Source organism: Paenarthrobacter sp. NPDC018779 (assembly GCF_044391085.1).
In the GTDB taxonomy this organism is placed as follows: domain Bacteria; phylum Actinomycetota; class Actinomycetes; order Actinomycetales; family Micrococcaceae; genus Arthrobacter.
The window spans coordinates 310,858-323,820 of record NZ_JBIRZS010000001.1 but is presented as its reverse complement, the minus strand read 5'-3'; the positions used below and the strand labels follow the sequence as shown (position 1 = coordinate 323,820).

11 protein-coding genes are annotated in these 12,963 nt (G+C 64.0%); all 11 read right to left on the bottom strand.

Annotated elements, in window-relative coordinates; translation table 11 throughout:
- Positions 1-5: 5 nt before the first annotated feature.
- The 11 genes from gap to ACH488_RS01450 all read right to left on the bottom strand — a co-directional run bounded on the left by gap (position 6) and on the right by ACH488_RS01450 (position 12,939).
- The gene (gap, locus tag ACH488_RS01500) at positions 6-1,016 is read right to left on the bottom strand and encodes a type I glyceraldehyde-3-phosphate dehydrogenase (protein ID WP_397321777.1); all 1,011 of its coding nucleotides are present in this window, start codon (positions 1,014-1,016) and stop codon (positions 6-8) included.
- A 270-nt stretch (positions 1,017-1,286) separates the two neighbouring features.
- Positions 1,287-1,910 carry a superoxide dismutase gene (locus tag ACH488_RS01495; RefSeq protein WP_397321776.1) on the bottom strand — a complete coding sequence of 208 codons (624 nt, stop codon included), beginning with the start codon at positions 1,908-1,910 and terminating at the stop codon, positions 1,287-1,289.
- 177 nt (positions 1,911-2,087) lie between these two features.
- Complete coding sequence (gene whiA / locus ACH488_RS01490; protein ID WP_018777554.1) at positions 2,088-3,068, bottom strand: DNA-binding protein WhiA; 981 nt, start codon at positions 3,066-3,068, stop codon at positions 2,088-2,090.
- Between the two features lie 13 nt (positions 3,069-3,081).
- Entirely contained in the window at positions 3,082-4,098 is a 1,017-nt protein-coding gene (gene yvcK, locus ACH488_RS01485) for a uridine diphosphate-N-acetylglucosamine-binding protein YvcK (RefSeq protein ID WP_397321775.1), read from the bottom strand.
- A complete protein-coding gene (rapZ, locus tag ACH488_RS01480) occupies positions 4,098-5,021 on the bottom strand; it encodes an RNase adapter RapZ (RefSeq protein WP_397321774.1) in 924 nt (307 codons plus the stop codon). Before rapZ ends, yvcK begins: the two co-directional genes overlap by 1 nt.
- A 111-nt stretch (positions 5,022-5,132) precedes the next feature.
- On the bottom strand, positions 5,133-7,145 hold the full coding sequence (gene uvrC / locus ACH488_RS01475) for an excinuclease ABC subunit UvrC (protein WP_397321773.1): 2,013 nt from the start codon (positions 7,143-7,145) through the stop codon (positions 5,133-5,135).
- Between the two features lie 52 nt (positions 7,146-7,197).
- On the bottom strand, positions 7,198-7,866 hold the full coding sequence (locus ACH488_RS01470) for a lysophospholipid acyltransferase family protein (RefSeq protein WP_387437331.1): 669 nt from the start codon (positions 7,864-7,866) through the stop codon (positions 7,198-7,200).
- Positions 7,853-8,569 carry an HAD hydrolase-like protein gene (locus tag ACH488_RS01465; protein WP_397321772.1) on the bottom strand — a complete coding sequence of 239 codons (717 nt, stop codon included), beginning with the start codon at positions 8,567-8,569 and terminating at the stop codon, positions 7,853-7,855. Before ACH488_RS01465 ends, ACH488_RS01470 begins: the two co-directional genes overlap by 14 nt.
- Positions 8,570-8,649: 80 nt before the next feature.
- On the bottom strand, positions 8,650-11,577 hold the full coding sequence (gene uvrA / locus ACH488_RS01460; RefSeq protein WP_397321771.1) for an excinuclease ABC subunit UvrA: 2,928 nt from the start codon (positions 11,575-11,577) through the stop codon (positions 8,650-8,652).
- A 65-nt stretch (positions 11,578-11,642) separates the two neighbouring features.
- Entirely contained in the window at positions 11,643-12,023 is a 381-nt protein-coding gene (locus tag ACH488_RS01455; RefSeq protein WP_397321770.1) for a GntR family transcriptional regulator, read from the bottom strand.
- Between the two features lie 136 nt (positions 12,024-12,159).
- Entirely contained in the window at positions 12,160-12,939 is a 780-nt protein-coding gene (locus ACH488_RS01450) for a trans-aconitate 2-methyltransferase (protein WP_397321769.1), read from the bottom strand.
- Between the last annotated feature and the right edge of the window lie 24 nt (positions 12,940-12,963).

Sequence of the window (12,963 nt, the reverse complement as noted above, 5' to 3'; positions counted from 1 at the left end):
CTACCCTAGCCCAGCTTGGATGCGACGAGCTCCGTGAGGTCGACGAGGCGGTTGGAGTAGCCCCATTCGTTGTCATACCAGGAAACAACCTTGACCTGGTTGCCGATCACCTTGGTGAGGCCGGAGTCGAAGATGGAGGATGCCGGGTCCCCAACGATGTCCGAGGAGACGATCGGGGCGTCCGTGTAGCTCAGGATGCCGGCCCACTGCTCGGACTCCGCGGCAGCCTTGATGGCAGCGTTGACCTCAGCGACAGTGACTTCGCGGGAAACGGTGACCGTGAGGTCCGTTGCGGAGCCGGTGGGGACGGGAACGCGGATGGCGTAACCATCCAGCTTGCCCTTGAGCTCAGGCAGGACCAGGCCGATTGCCTTGGCTGCACCCGTGGACGTGGGGACCATGTTGATGGCTGCTGCGCGGGCGCGGCGGAGGTCGCCGTGGGGGCCGTCCTGCAGGTTCTGGTCGGCAGTGTAGGCGTGGACCGTGGTCATGAGGCCACGCTCGATGCCGAAGGCGTCGTTGACTACCTTGGCCAGCGGGCCGAGGCAGTTGGTGGTGCAGGACGCGTTGGAGATGATGTTGTGCGCAGCGGGGTCGTACTGGGAGTCGTTGACGCCCATGACGATGGTGATGTCTTCGTCGCTGGCAGGAGCGGAGATGAGGACCTTCTTGGCACCGGCGTCGATGTGCTTCTGCGCGGCTGCCGCCTTGGTGAAGAACCCGGTGGACTCGATGACGATTTCAACGCCGAGGTCTGCCCACGGAAGGTTGGCGGGGTCGCGCTCTGCAAGGACCTTGATGGACTTGCCGTCGACGACGAGGTTGCCGTCCACAACTTCCACCGACTGGGTCAGGCGGCCACCGACGGAGTCGTACTTCAGAAGGTGGGCGAGGGTCTCAGGGCTGGTGAGGTCGTTGACGGCTACGATCTCAAGGTCAGCGCCCTGGGCCAGCGCTGCGCGGAAGTAGTTGCGGCCGATGCGGCCGAAGCCGTTGATACCAATACGGGTGGTCACTGTTTGTCAATCTCCTTGGTGCTCTTGCAAGCACGCCTCGTGAGTTGGGTTTTTAGGTCCAACCAACAGACCCCGCACGTCATTGGGCAGAGGTGATTATCAGATCGGAGGGCGACCAGCCACGTTGCTGAAGGCTAACCGCCTTCCGTGACCCATCTTACGTTTAACTGAGCCTGCCCCCGCAACTGCGGGGGCAGGCATTTCAGCATTTGGCCCTAATTCACTGAAAAAGTGACTTTTGTTACACCAGTGTCAACCAGGGCTCACCACCTAGAGGACGATGAGGCCCGTGGCGTTGGTGCGGGCTGCTTCGAAGCGCTTGGCAACATCTGCCCAGTTCACGATGTTCCAGAACGCCTTGACATAGTCGGCCTTGACGTTCACGTAGTCCAGGTAGAACGCGTGCTCCCACATGTCGAGCATGAGCAGCGGGGTGGTTCCCACGGCAACGTTGCCCTGCTGGTCGTAGAGCTGTTCGATGAGCAGGTTGCCTGCGATGGGCTCGTAGGCCAGGAAAGCCCAGCCGGAGCCCTGCAGGCCAAGGGCAGCAGCGGTGAACTGTGCGCGGAAGGCATCGAACGAGCCGAAAGCGTCGTCGATGGCTGCTGCGAGTTCGCCTTCGGGCTTGTCGCCGCCGTCCGGGGAAATGTTGTTCCAGAAGACGGAGTGGTTGATGTGGCCACCGGTGTGGAACGCGAGGTCCTTGGAGAGGCGGTTGATGTTGGCGTAGTCGCCCTTGTCACGGGCTTCGGCCAGCTGCGCCAGCGCATTGTTGGCGCCGGCTACGTAGGCAGCGTGGTGCTTGCTGTGGTGCAGCTCCATGATCTTTGCCGAAATGTGCGGCTCGAGTGCTGCGTAGTCGTAGCCGAGCTCGGGCAGAACGTACTCTGTCACGAAATCCTCCAATGTCATGGACCGAAGTCCGGTTTGGTAACTCTCGTTGTGTTCATCCGACCGGCTGGGCGGCCGGAAATCCTTGGCGAAGAAGCCTGCGATTGCCTCCAAAGGGGGTCAACCCGTGGGGGCTCCGCAGTATTTCCTTCAGCGCACTTTTGATTCTAGGTGCGTGAACTACTCGTCCATCATTTCCGGAGTCACATTTGCTTCGGTACCCGGAATTCCCAAATCCAACGCTCGTTTGTCCGCCATGGCCAACAAACGGCGGATACGCCCGGCAATGGCGTCCTTGGTCATGGGCGGATCAGCCAAGCGGCCGAGTTCGTCCAGGCTGGCCTGTTTATGCGCAACGCGTAATTCGCCCGCATATTTGAGGTGGTCCGGCACGTCGTCACCCAGGATCTCCAACGCGCGGTCCACCCTGGCACCCGCAGCCACGGCGGCCTGGGCCGAGCGGCGCAGGTTGGCGTCGTCGAAGTTCGCGAGCCGGTTGGCGGTTGCCCGTACTTCCTTGCGCATGCGCCGCTCTTCCCACACCATGAGGGCATCATGGGCACCCATGCGTGTCAGGAGGGCCGCGATGGTGTCGCCGTCCCGGATGACTACACGGTCCACGCCGCGTACTTCGCGCGCCTTGGCCTGGATGCCCAAGCGACGGGCGGCGCCGACCAAAGCCAGCGCAGACTCGGGGCCGGGACAGGTGACTTCGAGCGACGACGACCGCCCAGGTTCGGTGAGGGAACCGTGGGCAAGGAACGCGCCGCGCCAGACCGCCTCGGCATCGGCCGCAGAACCGTTCACCACTACGGACGGCAATCCCCTGACGGGCCTGCCGCGGCCATCGAGCAGGCCGGTCTGCCGGGCCAGGGCCTCGCCATCACGGACTACCCGGACCACGTAGCGGCTCCCGCGCCTCAGCCCGCCGCCGGACACGACGATGATTTCGCTCTGGTGGCCGTAGACCTCCGCAATGGCCGCACGGAGCCGCCTGGCAGTGGATGCCAGATCCACCTCGGCCTCGATGACGATCCGCCCCGAAATAATGTGCAAGCCGCCGGCAAAACGAAGCATCGCTGAAACTTCGGCCTTGCGGACTGAGGACTTCTTGATGTCCAGCCGGGACAGTTCGTCCTTGACCGACGCGGTAAGTGCCATCGCGTATGTGTTCCTAACTGTTCCCGAAAATATCGTGGTATGCCGCTGCCAAGAGCAGGGGATCATGGACGGGGCGGCGCCTCGACGCCCCTACTCTACCCAACACGACTTCCGCGCCGATCATCCCTGCGGCCTTCTCGAAGGCCTTGAGGTCCGGGATGGCCGTGGGGTCGGCAAGGACCACGTCCACGCTGAACTCGGGGGCATAGCGGCGGAGGACATCGAGGTGGTCCGCCGCGGTCATGCCGGACGTCTCCTTCGTCTCCATGTCCAGGTTCATGGTCAGGCAGCGCTTGGCCGTTGTTTCGCCCAGGGCCTGACGCAGTTCCGGCAACAGGAGATGCGGAAGCACCGAGGTGTACCAGGAACCCGGCCCGAGGATCACCCAATCGGCGAGCTCAATGGCCGTCAGTGCCTCCGTGCAGGCTGGGGCGTCGGCCGGCAGGAGCTGGACGTCCTCGAGCTTCCCGGCAACAGCGCACTTGGCTTGTCCGCGGACGGTCTGGAGTTCGTGTCCGCCTCCGGGCAGGGCCACCCGGGCCTGGCCTTCGATGGTCAGGGGAACGCTGGACATGGGAAGGACCTGTCCGCGGGCACCCAGAAGGGCCCCCGCCCATTTGAGGCCGGCTACCGTATCCCCCAGCAACTCCCAGAGCGTGACAATGAGGAGGTTGCCCATGGCGTGGTTGTCCAGCGAACCGCCCTTCGCCGTGCCGGCGTTGAAGCGGTGCTGCATGACATCACGCCAGGTCCTGCCCCAGTCCGTGTCGTCACACAGTGCGCTGAGCGCCATCCGCAAATCACCGGGCGGGAGGACACCGTACTCGTCCCGGAGACGCCCCGAAGAACCGCCGTCGTCCGCTACCGTGACGATCGCCGTCAGTTCGGAGGTCAGCAGACGCAAGGCGGACAGGGACGCGGCCAGGCCGTGGCCTCCACCGAGGGCAACCACGGAGGGACTCTTGTGCTGCTGGCTGCCGGGAACGCCCTTCGGCGGGATCAGGGGCAGCGGGCCGGTCAGGACGCCCATTACTCGCGGCCCAGGTCGCGGTGGGTGGTGGTGACGGTGACCCGCGGGTACTGCGCCAGCCTCTTGGAAAGCTCGACGGCGACAGCCACCGAGCGGTGCTTCCCACCGGTACAGCCAACGGCCAGCGTGGCGTAGTGCTTGTTCTCCTGGCGGTAGCCGTCCAGGACGGGTTCCAGGGCGCTGACGTAGCGGTCCACGAATTCGTGGACACCGTTGGCGGCCAGGACGTAGTCGCTGACGTCCTGGTCCAGCCCGGTGTGCGGCCGCAACTGCGGAACCCAGTGCGGATTGGGAATGAAGCGGGCGTCGGCCACGAAGTTCGCGTCCACAGGGAGCCCGTACTTGAAGCCGAAGCTCATGACGTTGAGCCGCAACGTCACGGGCCCGGTGTCGCTGAACAATTCCGTAATGGCGGTGGCAAGGCCGTGGACGTTGTAATCGGTGGTGTCCAGGACGACGTCCGCATGCTCGCGGAGTTCCCGGAGGACCTCGCGTTCAATGCCGATGCCGTCGAGGATGCGTCCGCCACCCTGGAGCGGGTGCGGCCTGCGGCCTTGTTCGAAGCGGCGGACCAGGACGTCGTCGCTGGCGTCGAGGAACAGGACCCGGAACGTGATGCCCGTGGCGCTCAAGGCGCCCAGCGCCGTCTGGATGTCCGTGAAGAGGTCCTTGCTGCGGACATCCACGACGACGGCCAGCTTGGGGATCGATTTGGGGGCATGGGACACAATCTCTGCCAAGGTGCCCAGCATCTGGGGCGGCAGGTTGTCCACCACGTACCACCCGTGGTCCTCGAGGGCGTCGGACGCCGTGCTGCGGCCAGCACCGGACATGCCGGTGACTACCAGCAGTTCCGCCTCCGGTGGCTTGACGGGCGTCATGCCGTCCTGCTCCGTGCCGGATCCTGCCGTTGACTCGTCCATCAGTCGTCCCCGTTTCCTCGGAAGTCGTATGTGGCCCACGGTGCTGCCGGAGGGTGGCACCATGGACCGGTGGCGTCGCGAAGGCTGCCACCGGTCAAGTTCTTACCCTAGCTAAGATTCAAGGATTTCGCCGGTGGTCATGTTGATGGCAGGGACCGCCCCACCTGCGTTTTCTCCCGCGCCGAGATGCTGGACCACGGCGGCTGCGAGGGCAGGCCCGATCCCCTTGGCCATGGTGAGTTCCCCGACACTGGCCGCTTTGATCTTCTTCAGCGAACCAAAGTGGGCGATCAGCGCCTTGCGCTTCGCCTCGCCCAGTCCCGGGACGCCGTCGAGGGCCGAAACCGTCATGGCCTTCCCGCGCTTTTGCCGGTGGAACGTAATGGCAAAACGGTGGGCTTCGTCGCGGATGCGCTGCAGGAGGTACAGCCCCTGGGATGTCCGGGGAAGGATCACCGGGAAGTCGCTGTCCGGGAGCCACACTTCTTCGAGGCGCTTGGCCAGGCCCACGACGTAAACGTCGTCGATGCCCAGTTCCGCCAGGGCACGGGCTGCCGCGTTAACCTGCGGTTGGCCGCCATCCACCACCACCAGGTTGGGCGGGTAGGCGAACTTCGCCTTGGGCGCGGGCAGCGTGGGGTCCGACGGCGGCTGCTCCGTTCCGGCTGTTGCCGCAGCTTGCGTCGGATTGACGATTTCACCTGAAACCGGTACCTGCGCGGCTTTGTCGTTCAGGTAGTGCCTGAACCGGCGGGTCAGGACGTCGTGCATCGCGGCGGTATCGTCCGCGGCCGCCGGTCCCGTGATGGAGAACTTCCGGTAATCGGACTTCTTGGGCAGCCCATCCTCCACCACCACCATGGAGGCCACCACGTTGGTGCCCTGCACGTGCGAGATATCGAAACACTCGATGCGGAGCAGCGGCACCGGCAACTCCAGTGCTTCCTGCAGTTCCTGGAGGGCCAGGGACCGCACCGTGATGTCTCCCGCCCGCCGCGTCTTGTGGAGCTTCAGCGCCTGCTCGGCATTCTCCCTGACCGTGGACATGAGCGCGGCCTTGTCCCCGCGCTGCGGAACCCGGATGTCCACCTTGGCTCCGCGCAACCCCCCGAGCCATTCGGCAAGCTCGGCATGGTTGCTCGGGTTCTCAGGGACAAGCACCTCGCGGGGAATGCGGCCCTGTACCTCGCTGTCCTCGCCGTAGACCTGTTGGAGCAGGTGTTCGATGAGCTCCGGCGTGGTGGCATCTTCCACTTTCTCCACCACCCAGCCGCGCTGGCCCCGGACACGGCCACCACGCACATGGAAGACCTGCACGGACGCTTCCAGTTCGTCGTCGTGCAGGGCGAAGACATCGGCATCCGTATCTTCGGCCAGGACGACGGCGTTCCGTTCGAACACCTTGCGCAGCGCGATGATGTCGTCCCGGAGTCCCGCCGCCCGCTCGTAGTCGAGTTCCGCGACGGCCGCGGCCATGTCTTTTTCCAGCCTGCTGATGAAGCGCTTGGCCTCGCCGCCCATGAACGAGCAGAAATCCTCCGCCAGGGCCCGGTGTTCATCCGGGGTCACCCGGCCCACGCAGGGTGCGGAGCACTTGTCGATGTAGCCAAGCAGGCAGGGCCGCCCGCTGGCTTCGGCGCGCTTGAAGACGCCGGCGCTGCAGCTGCGCACGGGAAAAACGCGAAGGAGGGTGTCCATGGTTTCCCGGATGGCCCCGGCCGTGTACGGACCGAAGTAGCGCGTTCCCTTGCGGCGCTCGCCCCGCATCACCTGGACCCGCGGATACTTCTCCCCCATGGTGACGGCCAGGTAGGGGTACGTCTTGTCGTCACGGAAGACCACGTTGAAGCGCGGCTTGAACTCCTTGATCCAGGTGTACTCCAGCTGGAGGGACTCCAACTCGCTGCCCACCACGGTCCACTCGACGCTGCTCGCGGCATGCACCATGGCATGCGTCTTGGGAAGCAGGCCCGCCGGGTTGGCGAAATAGGAGTTGAGCCTTGAGCGAAGGTTTTTTGCCTTGCCTACATAGATCACACGGCCGTGCGGGTCGCGGAACCGGTAGACGCCCGGGGTGGTGGGAATTTCGCCTGTTTGAGGGCGGTAACTTGCTGGATGTGCCACGGTTCAAGTCTAGTGAACGGCACTGACACCAAATGCCAAGCGTAGTGTGCGGCTATTCCACAACCTTGCTCTGGTTGTAGCTGGTGGAGCGTTCCTGGCCGCTAAGGGCAGCAATGGCGTCCATGATCCGATCCGTCACTTCACGACGCGCAGGAAGGGAGTGGTCGGGGCCGGTCTTGTCGAAATACAGCGGTTCCCCCACCTTCATGGTGAAGTGCTGGGGCCGGACGGCGTTCTTGTCCGCAGGCTGCAGCTTTTCAGTCCCGATCAAACCGACGGGGATGACCGGCGCACCAGTGGTCAGGGCAAGCCAGCCAACGCCTGTCCTGCCGCGGTAGAGGATGCCGTCCCGGGACCGGGTACCTTCCGGATAGATGCCGATGCCCTTGCCCGCTTCAAGAATGTCCAGCAGTGTTTTGAGTGCCTGCACGCTGGCAGCCTGCTCGCCGCGCTCCACGGGAATGGAACCCACGGCTTCGAAGAAGGACTTCATCACTGCACCCTTGACGCCCTTGGTGGTGAAGTACTCGGCTTTGGCGAAGAACGCCACGGGCCGCGGCATGAGTGCCTGGACTATGACACTGTCCAGGAAGGAGAGGTGGTTGGGGGCAACAATGAACGGGCCTTCCTTGGGCACATTCTCGAGGCCGATCACCGTGGGGCGGCACGTGGTGGAAATCAATCCACGCGTGGTCCACCGGATCGCATCAAAGACTGCCATCGTTATGTACCTCGCTCAGGGCTGCCGCACGGACAGCGTCAAGTTCTTCGATTTTGCTCCGCAGCCCGGCCGTGTCCTCCACAACTGCTACGGCACCGGCCTCTTCCAGCTCGCCATCGGGCGCGAATCCCCAGCGGACGCCAATGCAGTCGAGTCCGTTGGCCATGGCCCCGGCAACATCCTGGTGCCGGTCCCCCACCATCACGGCAGGCTGCGAGTGGAGTTGTGCCAAGGCCGCACCCACAATTTCGACCTTGCCCGGAGCCGTGTTCGCGCCCAGGGATTCGTCATCGGAGGCACCACAAATGGCCACAAAGAAATCGGCGATTCCGTGATGCTCCAGGACCATCCGGGCAATGCCCTGGGGTTTCTGCGTTGCCACGGCCACTGAACGACCCGATTCCGTGAAGAATTCAAGGAGATCGAAGATTCCCGGGTACAACGTGCTTTGCGCAATGCCGGTCTCACGGTAATGCGTGCGGTAGCGCTCGATGGTTTCATCGACCATTTCCGGCGGAACGTTCGCCAAGTGGAGCAGGGAATCGCTCAGCTTGGGACCCACCATGGAATTCAGCACGGCCTGCTCCGGGACCGGGAGGCCCATTTCACGCAGTGCCGCGGAAATGCCCCCCGTGATACCGCCGGCTGGATCGACAAGGGTGCCGTCCAGATCGAATATTACGGGCACCTTTGTTTGAGTCACCGGGTTAGTTTCCCACAAGTAGCGGCATGCTCGAAACTCGCATGCCGCTACCGGAATACTTCCACTGCAGCGATGGGCGGCTAACCCAGAATCTCGGCCAGGAACTTCGCCGTGTGGCTCTCGGTGGACTTTGCCACCTGTTCCGGGGTCCCGGAAGCCACGATCCGGCCGCCGCCGGAACCTCCGTTGGGTCCCAGGTCCACAATCCAGTCAGCGGACTTGATGACATCCAGGTTGTGCTCAATGGTGATCACCGTATTGCCCTTGTCCACCAGGCCCTGCAGGACCATTAGGAGCTTTCGGATGTCCTCAAAGTGGAGGCCCGTGGTGGGTTCGTCCAGCACGTAGATGCTGCGGCCGTTGGAGCGCTTCTGCAACTCCGCTGCCAGCTTCACGCGCTGTGCCTCGCCGCCGGAAAGGGTGGTGGCCGGCTGGCCGAGGCGTACGTAGCCCAGGCCAACGTCCACCAAGGTGTTCAGGTGGCGGGCGATCGGCGTGAACGCGGCGAAGAACTCTGCCGCCTCCTCGATGGGCATGTTGAGCACGTCCGCGATGGTCTTGCCCTTGTAGTGGACCTCCAGGGTTTCCCGGTTGTAGCGCGCGCCGTGGCACACTTCGCACGGGACGTAGACGTCCGGCAGGAAGTTCATCTCGATCTTCAGCGTTCCATCGCCCGAGCAGGCCTCGCAGCGGCCGCCCTTCACGTTGAAGGAGAAGCGTCCCGGCAGGTAGCCACGGACCTTGGCTTCGGTGGTCTCGGCGAACAGCTTCCGGATGTTGTCGAAAACACCCGTGTACGTTGCCGGGTTGGAGCGCGGCGTCCGGCCAATCGGGCTCTGGTCGACGTGCACCACCTTGTCCAGGTGTTCCAGCCCGTTGACGGTGCGGTGGCGTCCCGCAACCTGCTTGGCGCCGTTGAGCTTGTTCGCCAGGACCTTGTACAGGATCTCGTTGACGAGCGTTGACTTGCCCGAACCGCTCACACCCGTGACGGCGGTAAACAGGCCGAGCGGGAAGGTGGCGTCGACGTTGTTGAGGTTGTTCTCGCGTGCACCGACAACCTTCAGCTCACGCTTTTTGTCGTACTTGCGGCGCTTCGCTGGAACGTCGATCTTCCGGCGGCCGGAGAGATAGTCGCCGGTCAGGGAATCCTGGTTGGCAAGGAGCTCCTTGTAGGTACCGGAGTGGACCACCTGGCCGCCGTGCTCGCCGGCGCCGGGTCCAATGTCCACCACCCAGTCGGCCTCATGGATGGTGTCTTCGTCGTGTTCCACAACAATGAGCGTGTTGCCGAGGTCCCGGAGGCGGGTCAGGGTTTCGATGAGGCGGCGGTTGTCCCGCTGGTGCAGGCCGATGGATGGCTCGTCCAGGACATACAGCACGCCCACCAGGCCGGAACCGATCTGCGTAGCCAGGCGGATGCGCTGGGCCTCGCCGCCGGACAGGGTGCCGGAGGGACGTTCAAGGTTCAGGTATTCCAGGCCGACGTCCAGGAGGAAGGTCAGGCGGGCCTGGATTTCCTTCAGCACCTGGTGGGCAATCTGGGCCTCACGGTCCGTCAGCGTCAAACTGCCGAGGAATGCGGCGCACTCCCGCATGGGCAAGGCTGCGACTTCGGCAATGGACTTGCCGTTGATGAGGACGGAGAGCGACGCCGGGTTAAGGCGCGCGCCATTGCACTCGGGGCAGGGAACCTGCCGCATGTATTCTTCGTAGCGGTCGCGGGCCCAGTCCGAATCGGTCTCACCGTGCTTGCGGTGGACGTACTGGATGGCTCCTTCAAAACCGGTGCTGTACTTGCGTTCCCGGCCAAAACGGTTGCGGTACTGCACAACCACCTTATGGTCCTTGCCGTGCAGCACGGTGTTCCGGACGTCCTTCGGCAAGCGCTCCCAGGAAGTGTCCATGGAGAAGCCGAGTTCCAAGGCAAGGCCTTCGAGCAAGCGGTTCCAGTATTCCGTGGTCGCGGTGCCCAAAGACCATGGCGCAATGGCGCCCTCGGCCAGGGAAAGTTCCGGGTTGGGGACGATCAGTTCCTCGTCCACCTCGAGCTTGGTGCCGATGCCGCTGCAGGCAGAGCATGCGCCAAAGGGATTGTTGAAGGAGAACGAACGGGGTTCGATCTCGTCGATGGCCAAGGGGTGCTCGTTGGGGCAGGCGAGGTTTTCCGAGAAAGCCCGGATGCGTGCAGGGTCCGCGGCATCGAGATCCACGAATTCCACCAGTACACGGCCCTCGGCCAGGCCGAGCGCCGTTTCCACGGAATCCGTCAGGCGCTGGCCGATGTCCTCCTTGACCACGAGGCGGTCCACCACTACTTCGATGGTGTGCTTGAACTGCTTTCCCAGCTTGGGAGCCTCGCTGAGCTGGACCAGCTCACCATCCACGCGTGCACGCGAGTAGCCCTTGGCCGTGAGTTCCTTGAAGAGGTCAACGAACTCGCCCTTGCGGCCGCGCACAACCGGAGCAAGCACCTGGAACCGGGTCCCCTTGTCCAGCTCGAGCAGCTGGTCCACGATCTGCTGCGGGGTCTGGCGCGTAATCGGCTCTCCACACACGGGACAGTGCGGCCTGCCGACGCGTGCCCACAGAAGGCGCATGTAGTCGTAGATCTCCGTGATGGTGCCCACCGTGGAGCGCGGATTCTTGCTGGTGGACTTTTGGTCGATGGAGACGGCCGGGGAAAGGCCCTCAATGAAATCGACGTCCGGTTTGTCCACTTGTCCCAGGAACTGCCGCGCATAGGCGGAGAGGGACTCAACGTAGCGACGCTGCCCCTCGGCGAAGATGGTATCGAAGGCCAGGGAGGACTTGCCTGAACCGGAAAGACCGGTAAAGACGATCATGGCGTCCCTGGGGAGGTCCAGGTCAACGTTGCGCAGGTTGTGTTCGCGGGCTCCCTTGACCACTAAACGGGACAGATCCGGGCGCACGGGCTTGGCGTCGGGCGCGACCGAAACGCGGTTCAGGGCATGGACGGCTGTATCTTCAGCTAAGGCTTTGGGCACCCCACAATGCTAGTCGAAAACGTCTTCGAATTTCCATGTGGTTGCTCACACCCTACTGATCGGTATCAGTCGGCGTCATAAGCGGCTGCCAGGAGTTGCACCGCCTCGGCGAACGATGCCCCTTGGGCCTTGGCCGCTGCCGCGTACTGGGCCGCCCCTTCCGCCAGCGCGCCCCACCGGTCATCGCGTGCGCACACCACGGTCCCGTTGCGCCCCCTGGTGGCCACCACTCCCGCCGCCTCCAACTCCTTGTAGGCTCGGGCCACCGTGTGCGGTGCTACATCCAGGACCCCGGCAAGGTTGCGGACAGGCGGGAGTTTGGCACCCACGGCAAGGACACCCGAGTCGGCGAGTTCAATGATCCGAAGCCTCAATTGTTCGAACAAGGCAACGCCGCTGCTGGTGTTGGGGCGCCACGTCCCAGGGAAGTCCGTGGGGGAAATCATGCCGGGCACCGGCCGGACGAAAACGCTGTGCCCGGCTCAACGAAGCTTCCTTGGTCCATGCCGAGAATTAGACCAGCGACGCACTGTCGGGACAAGGCACTGTTGGCTGTGAACTTCCTCGTGGCGTTGTCCTGGGTCACGGGTTCCTGCGAGCCACGGCAAAGATCCGGCGGAACGGGAAGACGGTTCCGTGCACGGATTCCGGATAGGCGTCATGGAGCAAGGCGGAGTATTGGCGTTCAAACTCTGCAGCTTCCTCGGGAGGCAGGGCCGCAAGAACCGGCCGCAGCCCGGTTCCCCTGACCCATTCAAGGACCGGGTCCTTGCCCGGCAGCAGCTGCTGGTAGGTGGTCTCCCACGCGTCAGCCGAGCAACCGGCGTCGAGCATGATGTTCAGGTAGTCCGCGGGACTGCCCACGGCGCCGTCGTGGCGCAGCACGCCGCCCAGGCGGGAAGACCAGGTGGACGAGCCGGCGAGTTCCCGCATCAGCGCATGCGACGGTGAGGTGAAGTTGCCTGGAACCTGCATGGCGAACCAGGCGCCAGGCTTCAACGCCCGAAGCCAGCCGCCGAGCATTTCCTGGTGCCCGGCAACCCACTGCAGGGCGGCGTTGGTCACCACCACGTCAGTGTCCGGTCCGGGCTGCCACGTTGAGATGTCGCCCTCGACAAAGTCCAGCCGGGGCTCCCGCTCCCCCAGTGCCGAGGCCTTGGACAGCATTTCCGCAGAGGAATCAATGCCCGTGACGCGGGCGTGCGGCCAGCGTTCGGCCAGGGTTGCGGTGAGGTTGCCGGGACCACAACCCAGGTCCACCACCTCGCGGGGATCGTCGGCCAGTACCCGTGCAACGAGGTCATGGAAGGGCCGGTCGCGATGATTGCCGAACTCCACGTACTTGGACGGATCCCACTTCATAACAGCCTCCTTGCCATGGGCACC